At 67.5% G+C, this 17,811-nt stretch carries 14 protein-coding genes; 7 read left to right on the top strand and 7 right to left on the bottom strand.

Annotated features, from left to right (window positions below; translation table 11 throughout):
• The first annotated feature begins 203 nt into the window (after positions 1–203).
• Positions 204–1,193 (top strand): isoaspartyl peptidase/L-asparaginase, encoded by a 990-nt coding sequence (locus tag FHW84_RS01040; protein WP_167252266.1) that lies wholly within the window; start codon positions 204–206, stop codon positions 1,191–1,193.
• 103 nt (positions 1,194–1,296) lie between these two features.
• Here the strand turns inward: FHW84_RS01040 and FHW84_RS01035 are convergent, their stop codons facing one another.
• The 5 genes from FHW84_RS01035 to FHW84_RS01015 all read right to left on the bottom strand — a co-directional run bounded on the left by FHW84_RS01035 (position 1,297) and on the right by FHW84_RS01015 (position 7,224).
• Positions 1,297–1,758 (bottom strand): hypothetical protein, encoded by a 462-nt coding sequence (locus FHW84_RS01035; RefSeq protein ID WP_343203547.1) that lies wholly within the window; start codon positions 1,756–1,758, stop codon positions 1,297–1,299.
• Positions 1,755–2,924 carry a sialidase family protein gene (locus FHW84_RS01030; RefSeq protein WP_167252265.1) on the bottom strand — a complete coding sequence of 390 codons (1,170 nt, stop codon included), beginning with the start codon at positions 2,922–2,924 and terminating at the stop codon, positions 1,755–1,757. Before FHW84_RS01030 ends, FHW84_RS01035 begins: the two co-directional genes overlap by 4 nt.
• Before the next feature lie 15 nt (positions 2,925–2,939).
• The gene (locus tag FHW84_RS01025; RefSeq protein ID WP_167252264.1) at positions 2,940–5,180 is read right to left on the bottom strand and encodes a TonB-dependent receptor; all 2,241 of its coding nucleotides are present in this window, start codon (positions 5,178–5,180) and stop codon (positions 2,940–2,942) included.
• A gap of 111 nt (positions 5,181–5,291) precedes the next feature.
• Entirely contained in the window at positions 5,292–5,855 is a 564-nt protein-coding gene (locus tag FHW84_RS01020) for a response regulator transcription factor (protein WP_167252263.1), read from the bottom strand.
• Between the two features lie 82 nt (positions 5,856–5,937).
• Entirely contained in the window at positions 5,938–7,224 is a 1,287-nt protein-coding gene (locus FHW84_RS01015; protein ID WP_167252262.1) for an ATP-binding protein, read from the bottom strand.
• A 121-nt stretch (positions 7,225–7,345) separates the two neighbouring features.
• On the opposite strand from FHW84_RS01015, the gene FHW84_RS01010 reads away from it, so the two are divergent.
• The 4 genes from FHW84_RS01010 (at position 7,346) to FHW84_RS00995 (ending at position 9,845) form a co-directional block, all read left to right on the top strand.
• Positions 7,346–7,720, top strand: a complete 375-nt coding sequence (locus FHW84_RS01010; RefSeq protein WP_167252727.1) for a diacylglycerol kinase — start codon at positions 7,346–7,348, stop codon at positions 7,718–7,720.
• A gap of 85 nt (positions 7,721–7,805) precedes the next feature.
• Positions 7,806–8,429 carry a LemA family protein gene (locus FHW84_RS01005; RefSeq protein WP_167252261.1) on the top strand — a complete coding sequence of 208 codons (624 nt, stop codon included), beginning with the start codon at positions 7,806–7,808 and terminating at the stop codon, positions 8,427–8,429.
• A 7-nt stretch (positions 8,430–8,436) separates the two neighbouring features.
• Positions 8,437–9,342 carry a TPM domain-containing protein gene (locus FHW84_RS01000; RefSeq protein WP_167252260.1) on the top strand — a complete coding sequence of 302 codons (906 nt, stop codon included), beginning with the start codon at positions 8,437–8,439 and terminating at the stop codon, positions 9,340–9,342.
• Positions 9,342–9,845, top strand: a complete 504-nt coding sequence (locus FHW84_RS00995) for a TPM domain-containing protein (protein WP_167252259.1) — start codon at positions 9,342–9,344, stop codon at positions 9,843–9,845. The genes FHW84_RS01000 and FHW84_RS00995 overlap by 1 nt, the downstream gene beginning before the upstream one ends.
• Before the next feature lie 953 nt (positions 9,846–10,798).
• On the opposite strand, the gene FHW84_RS00990 is transcribed toward FHW84_RS00995, so the two are convergent.
• Together FHW84_RS00990 and FHW84_RS00985 are read right to left on the bottom strand one after the other, a co-directional pair.
• A complete protein-coding gene (locus FHW84_RS00990; RefSeq protein ID WP_167252258.1) occupies positions 10,799–13,660 on the bottom strand; it encodes a TonB-dependent receptor in 2,862 nt (953 codons plus the stop codon).
• A gap of 297 nt (positions 13,661–13,957) precedes the next feature.
• Positions 13,958–15,928 (bottom strand): prolyl oligopeptidase family serine peptidase, encoded by a 1,971-nt coding sequence (locus tag FHW84_RS00985; protein WP_167252257.1) that lies wholly within the window; start codon positions 15,926–15,928, stop codon positions 13,958–13,960.
• Positions 15,929–16,166: 238 nt separating this feature from the next.
• Between FHW84_RS00985 and lgt the strand changes: the two genes are divergently transcribed.
• Together lgt and FHW84_RS00975 are read left to right on the top strand one after the other, a co-directional pair.
• Positions 16,167–16,997 (top strand): prolipoprotein diacylglyceryl transferase, encoded by an 831-nt coding sequence (gene lgt / locus FHW84_RS00980; RefSeq protein WP_167252256.1) that lies wholly within the window; start codon positions 16,167–16,169, stop codon positions 16,995–16,997.
• Between the two features lie 2 nt (positions 16,998–16,999).
• Positions 17,000–17,794 (top strand): thymidylate synthase, encoded by a 795-nt coding sequence (locus tag FHW84_RS00975; RefSeq protein WP_167252255.1) that lies wholly within the window; start codon positions 17,000–17,002, stop codon positions 17,792–17,794.
• The last annotated feature ends 17 nt before the right edge of the window (positions 17,795–17,811 follow it).

The raw sequence follows: 17,811 nt of genomic DNA, 5'->3' as shown, positions 1-17,811 counted from the left end.
CAAGGATACGACGGATCGGCGCCGGCTCATGCTGTACCAAGGTCCAGGACGCTTGCGGCGGCTGCCGCGACATGCCAGCGGACAGGGCACATTCGGCTGAGTACGGCCATTCCGCTGGCTATACTCGCCTCGACCATTCGGGGAGAACGACCGTGAAGTTGCCTTGCCTGCTTGCCGCCTTCGCGCTGCTGGGAGCGTCCGCCATGAGCCATGCCACGACCCCGGTGCTGGTCATCCACGGCGGCGCCGGCGTGATCAAGCGCGATATGAATCCCGCCCGCGAGAAGGCCGTGCGCGCCGCGCTGGCCCAGGCCCTGCAGAACGGCTACGGCCAGCTCAAGGCCGGCAAGCCGGCGATGGATGCGGTAACGGCGGCGATCACCGTGCTGGAGAACGACCCCAACTTCAACGCCGGCAAGGGCGCCGTGTTCACCCACGACGGCAAGAACGAACTCGATGCCGCGGTGATGGACGGCTTCACCCTCAAGGCCGGCGCGATCGCCGGCGTGCACCGCGTAAAGAACCCGATCCTGCTGGCGCGCGCGGTGATGGACAAGAGCCCGCATGTGATGCTCGCCGGCGACGGCGCCGAGGCCTTCGCCAAAGAAGTGGGCGTGGAACTGGTCGATCCTTCGTACTTCCGCACCGAGGAGCGCTGGCAGCAGTTGCAGAAGGCGCTGAAGGAAGACGCCGAGCATCGCCAGCACGAGGACATGGAAACCGCCAGGCATTTCGGCACGGTCGGCGCGGTAGCGCTGGATACGCAGGGCCGCCTCGCCGCGGGCACTTCCACCGGCGGCATGACCAACAAGCGCTGGGGCCGCATCGGCGATTCGCCGCTGATCGGCGCGGGCACCTATGCCAACAACGGCTGCGCGGTGTCGGGCACCGGCTGGGGCGAGTTCTATATCCGCACGGTGGCGGCGCACGAGATCTGCATGCGCGTGACGCAGATGCGCGTGCCGCTGAAGCGCGCGGCGGCCGAGGTGATCAACCAGGAGATTCCCTCGATGGGCGGCAATGGCGGCGCGATCGCGCTGGATGCCCAGGGGAATGTGGCGATGCCGTTCAATACCGACGGGATGTTCCGCGGGTGGATCGGCGAGGATGGGAAGCCGCACGTGGCCATTTATGGCGATGAGGATGACGGCACGCACGATCCGCTGCCGGCATCGGAGAGCAGCGCGGAGTAAAGCGCACCGCCTGGCGTAGGTTGGGGTGAGCCGCAGGCGAACCCCAACAAGACGCGGCGTTTGGCGCTGGCGATGTTGGGGTTCGCCTGCGGCTCACCCCAACCTACGGAATCGTGGCGAGCTTTTCCGGCGTCAGCTGCCCGCTGATGCCCTTGCGCGAACCGTCCGCGCGGATGATCAAGGTGCGCGGCAGCTCGCCGCCCCAGTTCGGGTCGATCAGGTAGTTGATGCGCTCGGGCGTGGCATCGGCATAAGCGCGCGAGGGGAGCATATCGACGCCGGCCGCGTGCAGGCGCTGTTCCAGCGCGGCGCTTTCGGCAACGCTGTCGGTCGCGACGGCGATCAGTTCGATCTCGCGCGGATGCGCCCGCTGCAGCTTCTGCAACGCCTGCAGATTCGATTCGCAATACGCGCAATCCAGCCCCCACAGCGCCAGCACGCGCACGCCATGAGCGGGCGGCTTCAGCAGGGCGGGCACGTCTTCCGCGGTCAAGGCGACCGGTGCGCCGGCCTGCGCCGCGAACGGCAAGGCCAGGCACAGGGCGAGCAGCGCGCGCCGGATCACAACGCCTCCGTCGGCACCACGCGGAAGCCGCCGGCGGTATTCCAGGCGACGAACGCGCGGTGCTGCCACAGCAGCAGCTGCGGTGCGGCGGCGGCGCCCTTTTGATTGGCGATCTCGCGCGCCTCGCCGAAGCTGGCGCCGCCGTCGCGCGATTCGCGCAGCATCAGCGCGAAGCCCTGCGCATTGACCTGGTTCCACACCACCCACACCTGCTTGCCGCTCGCCGCCACGTCGGCATGGCTGGCGCCGGCGGTGGCGATGGTCTGCAGATGCGCCGGCGCCTTGCCCGGATCGAGCTGGCCGTAATGGATGGCCGGCTTGTCCTTCGCCTCGTACCACACCGCATGGCGCACGCCGTCGGCGCCGATCGACAGGCCCGGGCCGTGATGCGGGCAGCCGGCGATATGCCAGTCGTCGAAGGTCGCGCGCCGCGGTTCGAGCGGACGGCCATCCGCGTGCAGTACCGCATAGGCATGGTCGCGGATGTTGTCGCGGAAGATGCTGCGGTAGAACGCGGCGATCTCGCCCTGCGGCGTGCTGGCCAACGCGATGCGGCAGCACTCGCAGGTTTCGTCGGCGAGCTTGCGTTCGGCGGAGAAGCTGTTGCCGCCGTCGCTGGAAACGCTGGTGTAGATCGCTGCGCCCTGGTACGGCTTGCCCTTGGCGGTGGCGGCTTCCAGATCGCGCTTGTCGATCCACGCCATCACGATGCGGCCCTTGCTGTCCACCGCCATCGCATCGAAGCGATGGGTGATCTCGGCGCGGTCGTGATGCACGGTGAGCGGTGCGGAGAAATGCTCGCCGTTATCGGTGGAACGCGCGAAGCGCACGAAGCCGGTCCACGGCCTGGCGCGCGGCTGCGACCAGCTCACATACAGCTCGCCCTTGGCGCCGAAGGCGATCTTGGGCCGGTTCTCGCCTTCCGCGTAGATCGGCTCGGCCTGCGCGTTGACCGGCACCGGCGCGCTCAGCGTGCGGCCGAAATCGTCCGAATGGCGCAGGCGCACGTGGCCGTCCGCCGCATCCACCACCCACAGCCGGCCCTTGCCGTCGAGCGCTGCGCTGGCGCCCAGGTCCGGCCCCTTGGGCATCGGCATGCCCGCCATGTCATGCGCCGCGGCGGCGCTCGCGGCAAGGCCGAACAACAGGGTGAGGGCTAGGCGCATGGCGCGGCTCCGGTATCAGTAGTCCCAGCGCACTTCGCCGAAGAAGGTGCGGCCGGGATAGGGATGGTAGACCCAGTAATGCTCGTTGGTGAGGTTGTCCACGCCGGCCGAAGCCGTCCATTGCGGCGCGAATTTCCAGCGCAGCCTGGCGTCGGCCACGGTGAAGCGGCTGACCGCGCCGTAGGTATTCACGAAATCGCTGTTGTCGAGCGAGCCGTACTGGCGGCCGGAATGGCGTATGGCCAGCGAGGCGTCCCATTCGGGCGTGATGCGGTAATCGGCGACGAAGGTGGCGCGCACCTTCGGGATGCGCGGGAACCACTTGCCGTCGGCCAGCGGATACTGGCGATCGCTCAGCGTCTTGGCGTTGTTGAACGCGACGCTGGCCTGCAGATCCAGTCCGGCGATCCACACGTCTTTCAGCGCCAGCTCGCCCTCGATGCCGCGCACGCGTACCTTGTCCACGTTCTGGATATTGGTGACCGTCGGCGTGACCGTGATGTCGGTCTGCGAATACAGCGAATCGGCGATGCGGTCCTGGAACAGCGACACGCGCCAGTGGCCGTTGGCCAGCGTGCGCAGCAGGGTCAGGTCGGTGGACCAGTCGCGCTCCGGCCGCAGGTTCGGATTGCTGTTGACGATGGCGTTGGCCGAGATGCTGCCCTGGAACAACTCGTTCACCGTGGGGTAGCGCACCGCCTTGCCGCCGGCCAGGCGCAGCTGCCAGTCGTCCGCGAAGTCCCAGGCCAGCGCCGCCTTGGGCGAGAAGTCGGTGCGCTGGCGTTCGGCGTAGCGCAGCGTGGCTGTGGCGTTGGCGCGCAGGCCGTCGTAGGCGCGCCATTGTTCCCAGCGGCCGCCGAGCGTGAGCGTCCACGCCGGCGCGAAGCCCCACACGTCCTGCAGATACGCCGCGTAAGTGCGGGTGCGGCCGCCGAAGGCGCTGGTCTGCGCACCGTTGGCGTCGCCGCGCCAGTCGCTGGCCTGGCGCACGCGCGAATCGAGCACGTAGCGGTCGCCATGCAGGCCGGCGTACAGCGTGTGGTGTTCGCCCAGCGGGCCGGAACTGCGCAGGTCGGCGGTTTCCCAGCCGGAGCCGCCGAGGTCCGCCACTGTGCCCGGGCCGCCGAGCGGGCCGACTGGCGGGGCGAGGCTGGCGGTATGCGTCTGCGAGCGCACGAAGTCGTACTTGCTGCCCACCGCGGTCCAGCGCCAGCCGTTATCGAAGCGGCCGTTCAACTCCACGCCGTACAGCGCATGCGTCTCGCGCGTGGCCGAAGGCGCCAGGCCGCTGGCGGGCAAGCTCCAGGTGCGGCCATAGGCGCTGATCGCGCCGCTGTAGACCGGCTGGCCGGAGAGATCGCGGATCAGGCTGCGCGTGCGGTCGTCCGCATGGTTGTGCCAGTAGCCGAGGGTGAACAGCGCCGAGATCTTGTCGGTGACATCCACGCCGACCTTCAGCTTCGCCTGCGTCTGCTCGGTGTGCTCGATGGTGTTGGCGCCGTAGACCAGGCGCGGCGAACCGTTGGGGTTGCGGTCCAGCGTGGCGCCCTGCACCGGCACCGCGCGCGCCGCATTGCCGCCCGCGGTGGCGGTGGCGTACTGCATCGGCTGGCCGTCGTTGTCGAGCTTGTTGAGCGCGAGCATCCAGCTCCAGCGGCCCTGCTTGTTGCCGAGCGTGGCGTTGAAGTTGCGGCCGTTGTAATGGCCGCCGGCGCCGTAGTGGTCGGTGAAATGCTGGCTCATCACCTGGGCGCTGGCGCTGGCCACGAAGGTCTGCGGCAGGCGGGTGTGGATCAGCACCGTGGTGCCCATCGAATTGCCGGGATACAGCGCCGAATAAGGCCCGTACAGCACGTCGACCGCGCCGATTTCCTCCGGCGCCACCATGCCCCAGCGCGGCGCGCCGTCGTAGCCGTTGGTCATCAGGTTGGACAGCAGCAGGCCGTCCGCATAGACCAGGCTGCGCGCGCTCTGCAGGGTGCCGGCGTTGCGGCCGCTGATCACCGCGTTGGGGTCGCCGATATAGCGCTTGCGCACCTGCAGGTTCGGCGCGTACTTCAGCGCGTCGGAGCTGTCGGTGACGTTGTGCTTCTGCAACTGCTCGCGGCTGACGCGCACCTGCACGCCGGGCGTTTCGGTCACCTGGGTGTCGCTGGCGTGCACGTGCACGGCTTCCAGCGTGCTGGCCTGCTGCGCGAAGGCAGGCGCGGCGAACAGGGCCAGGGGGAGGACGCGGAGGCGGAGCGGTCGGTTCAAAGTCGTACCCTGGACCCAGGTCAAGGGTTGCGAGGATAGCCGCGCTCCCGTGAGGAAAAAGGCGACGCGTTGTCGCAGGCCGTGTTTCCGTTTACCCGTTTGTCGCCCGGCTTATTCCTGGTCCGGGCGTTCCCGCACCGGATGCTTGCTCAGCTTGCGCTGCAGGGTGCGCCGGTGCATGCCCAGCCGGCGTGCCGTCTCGGAGATATTGCCGTCGCACTCGGTCAGCACCCGCTGGATGTGCTCCCACTCCAGCCGGCGCAGGGCCAGCGGGGCTTCCGGGGCGTCCAGCAGTTCGTCGTCGGCGCTCGGGGCGTCGCCTTCCAGCAGGGCGCGCACCACGGCGTCGGCATCGACCGGCTTGGCCAGGTAGTCGTGGGCGCCGCGCTTGATCGCCTCCACCGCGGTGGCGATCGAGGCGTAGCCGGTGAGCAGCAGCACGCGCATCTCCGGCACCAGGGAGCGCAGTTCTGGAATCAGTCGCAGGCCGTTTTCGTCGCCCAGCTTCAGGTCCAGCACGCAGTAGCGCGGATGATGGCGGCGGGTGAGGGCGCGCGCCTCGTCGGCGTTGCCGGCGGTGAGCACCTCGAAGCCGCGCGAGCTCAGCGCCCGGGCCAGCACGCGCGCGAAGGTCGCGTCGTCGTCGATGATGAGCAGGGGCTGCTGGTCGGTCATGAATGCGGTTCCCGGGGGATTGGCCGCACGTATTGTCGCGCAAGCCTGACCGGCGGGGCCGGGGGCGCGGCGAAGTGTCCCGTCAGCCGTCCCTGGCTTCCACCACCGCCAGCGGCAGGCGCAGGCGCATTTCCGCGCCGCCGTCGGGGGTGTTGGCGGCGGTCAGCTCGCCGTGCAGGCGTTCGGCGGTGGCTTCGGCCAGGGCGATGCCGATGCCCAGGCCGGTGGGTTTGTGCGACTGGCCCACCACCGCCGGCGCGCCGGTGGGCGTGAAGCCGGGGCCGTGGTCGCGCACCACGAACTCCAGCCAGCCGCCTTCGCGGTGGGCGATCAGGTCCACCGCCTGCGACTGGTTGAGCGCGGACGCCTCGAAGGCGTTGTTGAGCAGGTTCAGCAGCGCGTGGCGCAGGCCCGGCGGCGTGCGCAGCACGATCTCGCCGGCGTCGTCGTCCATCTGCAGTTCCAGGTCGGCTTCCGGGCGCAGCAGCTGGAAGCGTTCCAGCGCACCGTGAACGAAGCCGTCCAGCGTGGTGCATTCGGGCACCTGCGACAGCTGCGCCTTACCGAAGGCGACCATCTCGCGCAGGATCGTGCGGCAGCGCTCCACCTGGCCTTCGAGCAGGGCCAGGTCCTCGCCCAGCACGGTGTCGGCGGCGTGCTCGCGGCGCAGTTCCGGCAGCAGGGTGCGCATGGTCGACAGCGGCGTGTTGAGCTCGTGCGCCGCGCCGGCGGCCTGGGTGGCGATGGCCAGGATGCCCTCGTCGCGCAGCGCGCGTTCGCGCACGCGCTGCATCTCCACTTGTTGCAGGCGCACCGCGCGCGCCAGCCGGTTGGTGAAGAAGGCCAGCAGCAAGGCGGAAATCACGAAGTTCACGCCCATGCCGGCCACGTGCAGGCTGAAGCCGTTGGGCCCGAACGCGTGCTCCGGCATCGGCAGCGGCACGTACCAGCCCAGCAGCACCACGTAGGCCACGCCGGCCAGGATCGCCACCGCGAGGATCGCGCGCACCGACAGCGTCGCCGCGGTGAGCGCGATCGGCACCAGCAGCAGGGTGATGAAGGGATTGCTGGCGCCGCCGGTGAAATACAGCAGATAACCCAGCACCAGGGTGTCGGCGGCCACGTGCAGGATGGTTTCCCATTCGCGCAGCGGCGTGGGCTGCGACAGCCGCCAGGCGGCATAGACGGCGAACACCGCCAGCGTGCCGATGCCCACCAGCAGCGGCAGCAGCGGGATATCCAGCTTCATCCACAACGCGCAGACCAGCACCGCCACGCTCTGCCCGGCGATGGCGCAGATGCGCAGCCAGGCCAGGGTGCGGGTGAGGGCGGTGGGGCCGATGCGCTGCTGGGCGAGGGAACGTCTCATGACCGCCATTCTAGCGGCCGCCCCCGAAGCGCCGGGGCGCTATGGCATCATGCCGCGTTTGTGGCAGCACCCGGCCGGCAGCCCGCCGCCCCGGGACGCCCATGAGCACGGACTTACAGCTATGGCAGCCAGCGGCATCCGCGGACCCAAAGAAATCTGGAACGCCTTCAAGTGGTCGATGAAGGGCTTGCGCGCCGGCTGGCAGCACGAGGCCTCGTTCCGCCTGGAGGCCTGCCTGGCGGTGGTGCTGGTGCCGCTGGGCCTGTGGCTGGGCAACGGCCCGCTGGAAAAGATCGCCCTGGTGCTGCCGGCGGTGCTGGTGCTTTCCGCGGAGCTGCTCAATTCGGCGGTGGAAGCGGTGGTCGACAAGGTCAGCCCGGAATTCCACGAACTGGCCGGCCGCGCCAAGGACATGGGTTCGGCCGCGGTGTTCCTGCTGCTGATGATGACGGTGCTGAGCTGGGCGCTGATCCTGGCGCCGCGCTGGATGGTGTGACTTCCGGCGTGCTCCGCCAGGCACGATTGCGCAGTTTCCTGCGGGGTGCTGCAATGTGGCGTCCACCGGATCGGAGTCCACGCCCATGAAATTCCTTCGCGCGATCGCCCTGCTGCTGCTCGTCCTCGGCCTCTCCGGCTGCGGCTACAACGCCATGCAGCGCCAGGACGAAGCGGTCAAGGCCGCCTGGTCCGAAGTGATCAACCAGTACCAGCGCCGCGCCGACCTGGTGCCCAACCTGGTCAATACGGTGAAGGGCTACGCGCAGCACGAGGAAAAAGTGCTGACCGAAGTGACCAATGCGCGCGCCAAGGTCGGCACCATGCAGCTGAGCCCGGACGCGCTGAACGATCCGCAGAAGCTGCAGCAGTTCCAGCAGGCGCAGGGCCAGCTGTCCAGCGCGCTGTCGCGCCTGATGGTGGTGAGCGAGAACTACCCGCAGCTGAAGGCCGACGGCCTGTTCCAGAATCTGCAGGCGCAGCTGGAAGGCACCGAGAACCGCATCACCGTGGCGCGCAACCGCTACGTGCAGTCGGTGCAGGAATACAACTCGATGATCCGCACTTTCCCGAATAACCTCACCGCCAAGATCTTCGGCTACCAGGTCAAGCCGAACTTCACCGTGGAGAACGAGAAGGCGATTTCCACCGCGCCGACCGTCGACTTCGGCAACAGCGCGGCGCCGGCTCCGGCCGCGACGACGCACTGAGGTGAGCGTGCGGCGCCTTTCGCGCCTGCCTTTGTTGCTGCTGGCCCTGCTGCTGCTCGCCGCAGGGCTGGCGCCGCTGCATGCGGATGACGCGCCGCCCAGGCTGGCGCGCCACGTCACCGACCTCACCGGTACGCTCACCGCGCAGCAGGTCGACCAGCTCGACGCGCAGCTGGTGGCGCTGGAGCAGCGCAAGGGCGCGCAGCTGGTGGTGCTGATGGTGGGCAGTACGCAGCCGCAGGATATCGAGAGCTATTCGCTGGCCGTGGCCGAGGCCAACAAGATCGGCCGCAAAGGCACCGACGACGGCCTGCTGCTGCTGATCGCCAAGAACGACCGGCGCGTGCGCATCGAAGTGGGCTACGGCCTGGAAGGCGCCATTCCCGATGCCGCCACCGCGCGCATCACGCGCGAGTACATCGCGCCGAAATTCCGCAGCAACGATTACTTCGGCGGCATCAGCGACGCGGTCGGCGCGCTCACTCAATTGATCGATGGCGAGGCCTTGCCGCCGCCGATCGAGCCGGCGCACCGCGAGCGCCGCAGCGGCCTGGGTTTCCAGGACATGCTCTTCATCGGCATCTTCGCCGGCCTGTTCCTGCGCGGCATCTTCGGCCGCGCCCGCATCTGGCTGCGCACGCCGCTCGGCGCCGGCCTGATCGGCGGCCTGCTGTGGCTGCTGGCGGCCAGCCTGGGCGCCGCGGCGCTGGGCGCGATCATCGGCGGCGTACTGATGCTGCTGCCGGCTGGCGCCGGGCGTTCCATCGGCGGCGGCGGGTGGGGCGGTTTCGGTGGCTGGGGCGGCGGTGGCGGTTTCGGTGGTGGCGGTGGCGGCTTCGGCAGCGGTGGTGGCGGCGGTTTCAGCGGGGGCGGCGGCAGCTTCGGCGGCGGCGGCTCCTCGGGGAGCTGGTGATGGGACGCGCCCAACGTTTCTTCGCGAATCTGGGCGGTGCGTGGTTCCTGCTGCGCAGGGCGTTCGCGCCTGCCGTGCTGGATGAGATGACCCGCGCTATCGCCGACGGCGAGCGGCGCCACAAGGGCGAGGTGTGTTTCGCCGTGGAGGCGCGGCTGTCGCCGTGGGATGTGCTGGAGGGGCTGGACGCGCGCCGGCGCGCGGAGCAGGTGTTTGCGCAGTTGCGCGTGTGGGATACCGAGCACAACTGCGGCGTGTTGTTTTATGTGCTGCTCGCTGAGCATCGGATCGAGATTGTTGCCGATCGCGGGATTGCGGCTGCGGTGCCGCAGGCGGAATGGGATGCGATCTGTGCGCGGATGCGCGAGTGTTTTGCGCGGGGTGAGTGGCGCGAGGGGAGTCTCGGGGGGATTGGGGCTGCGCATGAGTTGTTGGCGCGGCATTTTCCGGGGGATGGCGCCGGGAGGCCGGATGAGTTGCCGGATCGGCCTGTGTTGCTTTAGTGGGTTTCGCGTGGGCGCGATGTGGTCGCTCGCTCTTTGCTCGTCATTCCGGCGTAGGCCGGGATCCAGTTTCTGTGTCGCCTGGTTTTTGCGTTACCGCGGACTGGCCGCTTATGCAGCGGGCATTTCGGACGCCTGCCGGCGCCCGAGTCACTTTCTCTTTGCTGGCCCAAAGAGAAAGTAACCAAAGAGAAATGGCCTCAAGTCAAAGGCTCGCGACGCGACTAGAAGGAGCAGTGGGCGGTTGCGGTAACTTGATTAACCTGGGTCTACACGAAACGGCAGTGCGTTTGCGTAGCGAGTGCTTCAACGTGCCGTTGCCGAGAGGACGTTCAATGACTGAGGCCAGCTTTTAGGCTTAGCTCTGTTCATTGCGTAAGCGTACGGCGTAGGTTGGGGTGAGCCGCAGGCGAACCCCAACACCCGCACCTTCCCGCGCCTCGCCACGTTGGGGTGGCGGGGTGTAACGCCGCGCTCCGCCCGAACCCTCATCCGCCTGCCGGCACCTTCTCCCGGAGGGAGAAGGGTTCAACCTGAGAAGCTGAGGTAAAACGCACCGCTCAAGCTGGCCTCAGTTCTTGAACATCCTCTCGGCAACGGCACGTTGAAGCAGCCGCTACGCAAACGCACTGTGGTTTCGTGTAGACCCAGGTTAATCAAGTTACCGCAGCCGTCCACTGCTCCTTCTAGTCGCGTCGCGAGCCTTGGCTCTGAAGGCCATTCTCTCTTTGGTTACTTTCTCTTTGGGCCAGCAAAGAGAAAGTGACCCGGGCGCCGGCAGGCGCACGGAATGCCCGCTGCATAAGCGGCCAAGTCGCGACAACCCCACCTAGTCGCTACTGGATCCCGGCCTACGCCGGGATGACGAGCAAAGAGCGCCTCGCGCGCCCAAAAAAAAGGGGTGGACCCGAAGGCCCACCCCCACAAAACAAAAATTCCATCCGCCTAAGCGATCAGAACTTCTGGTTATACGACACGTAGAAATAACGATCGATATCGAACGCCGGATTGTACGGCGGGCTGCCGCTGCCGAAATTCGTCACGTTGTAGTAGTAGGGGCTCTTCTTGTTGAAGATGTTGTTCACGCCAACCGTGAACACACCCTTCCACGGCGCCGTATAACGCACCTGCGCATCGTTGAACGCCAGCGAACCCTTGCGGCTCACGCCCACGCCCACCAGACCGGGGGCCACGTAGGTCGGCATGTTGCACTCCACCGTCGACGTGTAGCAGCTGTCCTTCAGGCCGGAGAAGTAACGCACCGTCCAGCTCGCGCCGAACTGCTTGTAGTCCCAGTCCAGCTGCAGGTTCGAGCGCAGGCGGTACAGGCCGGTAATGCCGCCGTTGAGGTTGCCGGCGCCGTCGGTCATGAAGCCGACCGCGTTCACCGCCGGAGCGCCGGGGCCGCTGACCGTCTCGTACTTGGTCAGGTAGGTGCTGTCAGAGGCGATGCGGAAGGTGCCGAAGCTGGTCTGCGGCAGGCGGTAGTGGATACCGACGTCGTAGCCCTCGGTCTTCAGCGTGCCCAGGTTGGACAGGCTCTCGTTGAGGTTGGTGATCACGCCGTTGGCGCCGCGGCTGAAGCGGTCGCAGAAGGACGAATCGTTCTGCACGTAGCAGTAGTTCAGGATGCTCGACGCGGTGACCGAGGTAATGATGTTCTTCACGTAGATGTTGTAGTAATCCACGGTGAAGTCCAGGCCGGACACGTAGTGCGGGCTGTACACGAAGCCGATCGTGCGGGTGATCGACTGCTCCGGCTTCAGGTTCGGGTTGGAGCCCGAGATGAAGGGCGTCGCGGTCTGGCCGCCGGTGTTGTCGGTGATCGGCTTGCCGGTGCCGTTGTCGATCTGGCGATAGTTCGCCGGCACGCCGGCGGCGGCGCAGCGGGCCGCCACCGTGGCATTGCTGCCGGCGGCGCCGATCACGGAATCGCACGGGTCGACGAAGCTCTCGAAGCTCTGGCCGCTGCCGGCATAGAGATTGTCGATGGTCGGCGCGCGGAAGCCTTCGGCGTAGGTGCCGCGGACCAGCAGGTCCTCGAACGGGCGCCAGCGGAAGCTGTACTTGTTGTTGGTGGTGCTGCCGAAGTTGCTGTAGTGCGAGTAGCGGCTGGCCACGTTCACGCCCAGCTCCTGCGCACCCGGCAGGTCGCGCAGCAGCGGCACGTCGAGTTCGAGGTAGGCCTCGTTGACGATGTAGGCGCCGTTGGTCGGGTTGCTGGCCAGGTTGGTGGTCAGGCCGGCCGAGTCGCCCGCGTCGGGCCGGAAGCTGCCCTTCTCGCCGCGGTGCTCGATGCCGCCGGCGATGCTGACCGTGCCGGCCGGCAGGTCGAACAGGCCGCCGGTGAGGTTGGCGCTGAAGTCGTCGGTCTTGCTGGTCTGGCGCGCGGTGCCGATGTAGTTGATGTAGTTCCACACCGAGGCGGGCGTGCCGCCCGGGCCGGCCAGGATGTTCCACGGCACGCAGCCGGCGGCGCGGTCGGCGGCGCTGGCGCAGGCGACCTGGCCATCGACGATCGTGGTCGGGCCCAGCGCCTTCTGCGCGTTCGGCAGGTAGAAGTTGCCGGAGGAGACCTGGCGGACCTTGGTCTGCGAGTAGGTGTAGGTGGCGTCCCAGTTCCACTCGTGGCCGAGGAAGTTGAAGAAGCCTTCGGCGCCGACGTCGATGTGCGCGAGCTTGGACTTGCTCCAGGTGTCGCGCGGCTGCTCGACGGTGCGGCGGTAGAAGCTGGTCGCCTGGCCCGGGAACGGGTTGTAGGCGTTGTTCGGGTCGATGGTCAGGCCGGTGTTGCCGGTCTGCAGCGGGTAGCCGGACAGCTGGCTTTCGGTGTCGCGCACGCTGTAGCTGGCCGAACCGCGCAGGGTCACGTTGTCGGTGAGCTTGTAGCGGTCCTGCAGGAACAGGTTCTTCAGCTTGGTGCCGGCGCGGAAGGTCATGTCGGCCTGCGTGTTGTACAGGTCGCTCGGCGCGCCGGTGAACGGGTGGTAGTCGGCGAAGTTCGCCGGATTGCCACCGCGGTTCAGGATGTAATCCTGGCCGTCGGCCGGGTTGGTCACGCGGCCCCACGGACCGCCGCCCAGGCTGTCGTCGATATGGCGCGGGCTGTTGGAGTAGCGCGTTTCGGCGCGGTCGCGGTTCCACATCGGCTTGCTGTCCTGGTAGGCAGCGCCGAGGATCAGCGAGTTGTTCTCGGTGTTGTGGCCCCAGGTGAAGTCGACGTTCTTCTGCTGGCCGTCGCCCTTCTCGTTCTGGCCGTAGTAGGCGTTGACTTCGGCGCCTTCGAAGCGGTCGCGGGTGATGATGTTCACCACGCCGCCGATGGCGTCGGAACCGTAGACGGAAGACGCGCCGTCCTTCAGCACTTCGATGCGCTCGATCATCGAGACCGGGATGGTCGACACGTCGGTCAGGCCGCCCAGGCTGGTGCTCCAGCGGCGGCCGTTGACCAGCACCAGGGTGCGGGTCGAACCCAGGTTGCGGATGTTCACGTAGCGGCCGCCGACGTCGGCGCCCGACGACAGCGTGTCCTGCGGGGTGATGTCCGGCGTGCCGGCGGACGGCATGCGGGCCAGGATGTCGTTGACATTGGTCAGGCCGGTCGACTGGATCGCCTGGCGGTCCATGGTGAAGATCGGCTGCGAGGTCTCGACGTCCACGCTGCGGATGCGCGAGCCGGTGACCGTGATGGTGTCCAGGCTCTTGGCCTTGGACTGGTCGGCGGCGGGAGCGGGGGCGTCCTGGGCGGCGATGGACCAGGTCTGCAGCAGGAGCGCTGCGGCGATGGCGGTAGCCAGCAGGGTCTTTTGCTTCATTGTTATAGGAACTCCGAACAAAAAATAGCCAGCCGCCAGCTACTTAGCGCTGGTCGCCTGGATATCTGGGATGGCGCGTCCCACGGGGGGAGTGGACGTGCCCTGGCATCGCCGAAGCCGGGGAGCAGGCGATGTAAGCCCGAAGTTAAAACAAGGTGACAGCTTCCTGCAACCTTACTGTCGCGTCAGCTTTGTCTTCGTAAGTAATTGCAGACATTCGTTTTGGGCCGGGCCAAAACGAGGAAAGGGCGCCGTGGCGCCCTTTCCCGTGTCCCGCTTTCGTCAGTTCCGCGACAGCTATTTGGCGGCCACGTCGGCCTTCGGGCCGATGTATTTGTCCAGGAAGGACTGCAACGTGTTGTAGAACTCGATGTTGTTCTTCTCGGTGTAGAAGCCGTGGCCCTCGCCGGGCTTGGACAGCCACTGGTACGGCTTGTGCGCGGCTTCGAGCGCGGCGCGCATGGCCTTGGCCTGGGCGAACGGGGCGCGCTGGTCGTCCTCGCCGTGCACCAGCAGTACCGGCACGTCGATCTTGTCGGCCAGCTTGTCGGGGGAGTTGGCCGCCAGGTCGGCGTCGTTCTTGCCGATCACCGTGCGCAGATAGTTGCGGCCACGCTTGTTGGAGCCGATATCGCCCTTGTTGTACATCATGTCCAGGTCGTAGATGCCGGCGTAGCCGACCGCGCACTTGAACAGGCCCGGCGCGCGGATGGTGGCCATCATGGCCGAGTAGCCGCCGAAGCTGCCGCCGTAGACGCAGATGCGCGAGGGGTCGGCATAGCGCTCTTCGATCGCCCACTTCACGCCGTCGATCAGATCCTGCTGGATGCGCGTGCCCCACTTCAGGTAACCGGCTTCCTTGAAGTTCGCGCCGCGCCCGCCGGAGCCGCGGTAGTTCACCTGCAGCACCAGGTAGCCGCGGCTGGCCAGGAACTGCGCGTCGTCGTCGTAGAACCAGGTGTCCTGCACGTCGTGCGGGCCGCCGTGCGGCACCAGCACCATCGGCAGGTTGGCTTCCTTGGAGCCTTTGGGGAAGGTCAGGATCGCTTCCAGCTCCAGCCCGTCGCTGGCCTTGAAGCGCACCGGGCGGCGCTCGGCCATCTTGCCCGGGTCGATCCACGGTGCGGCGTCGAACAGCTTGCGCACTTTGAAGGTCTGCGTGTCGATCAGCATGTACGAGCCTGGGCTGCGGTCGCTGCTGACCGAGAACAGCAGCTGGCTGCCGTCCTCGCTGTAGTTGATGAAATCCACCACCTGGCCCGGGAATTTCTGGCTGAGCGCCATATGCAGCTTGGCCGCCGGCAGGTTCGGGTCGATGTAGATCGGCTTGGGCAGGCCGGTCATCGGGGTGGCCGCGAACGGCTGGTTGGGCAGGGCGGTCCACTGCAGGGTGCCGATACTGCCGAAGTCGTCCTTGGCCAGGTCGTGGCGGCCGCCGCCGTTCTCGTCCTGCTCGACCAGCTTGCCCGGGCCGCCGTCGGCGCTGAAGCTGGCGTAGATGCGCTGGCGGTCCGGCGCGAAGCTGATCGGCGCGAAGCTGGCGCCGGTGGCCTGGCTGCCGAGCTTGGCCCAGGCATTGTTCTCGCGGTGGAACACGACGAAGTTGTAGTTCTCGTCGCGGCCGTAGGCGAAGTGCGCCAGGCCGTCCGCGCCGGTCATGAAGGTCATGTCGCCCACGCCGATGTCGCCGATCAGCTGGCGCGTGTTCTTCTGCGCGTTGACGTCGTAGAGCGAGCTCTGGTTCTGCACGTCCCAGTCCTGCGCGCCCATGTAGAAATGGCCGTTGGCACGCTCGGGCAGGCCGTCGATGGAACCCCAGCCGCGGTCGGTGCCGCGCGTGGCGGAACGGCTGCTGGCCTTGCTGTCGTAGCCGTAGAGGTAGTCCTGGTTCTTGCCGTTGAAGTCGGTGGCGATGATCTCGCCGGTGGACAGCGGCTTGTCGATCGAGCCGAACTGCTTGCCCTTCTCGATCACCAGGCGGGTGGGGCTGACCCAGACGATGCTGGTCGGCAGCTCGTACTTGGGCATGCGCAGCATGCTCACAGGGTTACTCATGTCGCTGACCTGGTAGACCATCAGCGCGTGGTTGTCGCCGTCGTCGGTATCCACGCGCACGGCCACGTACTTGCCGTCGGGCGACAGGCGCGGCATGGAGATCTGCGGATGGCGGGCGAAATCCTCGACCGGGATCAGGTCGGCGGCCAAGGCGGCCGCGGGCGCGAGCAGGCAAAGCACGGACAGCGCGGTCCGCGCGAAATGAAGCGACATGTATTTTCCCCTGTTTGGTGGCTCCCTTGCCGGGCCGGTGGCTGGGAGCAACACCCCCACCGTGCCGAACGCCGCGACGCATGCCGCTTTCCGGCGGCGCGCCGTGCGGGCGCCTCCCCGGGCCCGCATCGCGTTCGCGGCCGAGTATAGCCAAGCCGGCACGGCCGTCGACCCTGCCTGTCGGCAGCGGTGCCGGTGTCGCTACACTTGGACTTTGCCGGCTTCCCCGATCGGACTCATGTCGCTGCCCTATACCGTCGCCATCGACCCCGTGGCCTTCCGCCTCGGTTCCTTCCCGATCCACTGGTATGGCCTGATGTACCTGGGCGGCTTCTTCGGCGCCTGGCTGCTGGCCGAATACCGCCGCCGCCATGGCCGCCTGCCGGTGACGCGCGATGCGCTGGGCGACCTGCTGTTCTACGCGATGATGGGCGTGATCGCGGGCGGCCGCATCGGCTACATGCTGTTCTATGCCGACATCCATTGGATCTGGACCGACCCGGTGGCGCTGTTCCGCGTGTGGGACGGCGGCATGAGCTTCCACGGCGGCCTGCTCGGCGTGCTCGCCGCGGGGCTGTGGTGGTCGCGCCGGCACCAGGTGGCGTTCTTCGACACGGTGGATTTCGTGGCGCCGATCGTACCGATCGGGCTGGGCCTGGGCCGCCTGGGCAACTTCATCAACGGCGAGCTGTGGGGCAAGCCCGGCGACGTGCCGTGGGCGATGATCTTCCCCAACGCGCCGGACCGCCTGCCGCGCCACCCCTCGCAGCTGTACGAGATGCTGCTGGAAGGCGTGGTGCTGTTCACCGTGCTGTGGCTGGTGTCGCTCAAGCCGCGCCCGCGCTATCTGCTCTCGGGACTGTTCGCGCTGCTGTACGGCTGCTTCCGCTTCGCGGTGGAATTCGTGCGCCTGCCGGACCCGCAGCTCGGCTACCTGGCCTTCGGCTGGCTCACCATGGGGCAGATCCTGTCGCTGCCGCTCATCCTGGTGGGCCTGGTGCTGATCTTTATGTCCCGCAAGGCGCCGACGCTGCGGCCGTATACCGTGGCGCTGCCGGCGAAGGAGTAACCATGCGCGCTTATCTCGACCTGCTGCGCCACGTGCTGGAGCACGGCACGATCAAGGCCGACCGCACCGGCACCGGCACGCGCAGCGTGTTCGGCTGGCAGATGCGTTTCGACCTGCGCGAAGGTTTTCCGCTGGTCACCACCAAGAAGCTGCACCTGAAGTCGATCATCCACGAGCTGATCTGGTTCCTGCGCGGCGAGACCAACATCGCTTACCTGAAAGAACACGGCGTCAGTATCTGGGACGAGTGGGCCGACCCGAACGGCGAGCTCGGCCCGGTCTACGGCGAGCAGTGGCGCGCCTGGCGCACGGCCGACGGCGGCACGGTGGACCAGATCCGCTGGGTGGTGGAGGAGATCCGCCGCAATCCGGATTCGCGCCGGCTCATCGTCAACGCCTGGAACGTGGGCGAGTTGCCGCGCATGGCGCTGATGCCGTGCCACACCATGTTCCAGTTCTACGTGGCCGACGGGCGCCTCAGCTGCCAGCTGTACCAGCGCTCGGGCGATATCTTCCTCGGCGTGCCGTTCAATATCGCCAGCTACGCGCTGCTCACCCACATGGTGGCGCAGGTCTGCGGCCTGGGCGTGGGCGACTTCGTGCACGTGCTGGGCGACGCCCACCTGTACAGCAACCACGTCGAGCAGGCCCGCCTGCAGCTGAGCCGCGAGCCGCGCCCGCTGCCCACGCTGCGGCTGAACCCGGACGTGCGCGCGCTGGAAGACTTCCGCTTCGAGGACGTGGCGATCGAGGGCTACACCCCGCACCCGGCCATCAAGGCGCCGGTCGCCGTGTGAATTGCCCTGGGCCGGCG

The organism is Dyella sp. SG562, assembly GCF_011759495.1.
GTDB lineage: Bacteria > Pseudomonadota > Gammaproteobacteria > Xanthomonadales > Rhodanobacteraceae > Dyella_D > Dyella_D marensis.
The sequence above is the reverse complement of the archived record's forward strand: the minus strand, read 5'-3'. Positions and strand labels throughout refer to the sequence as shown.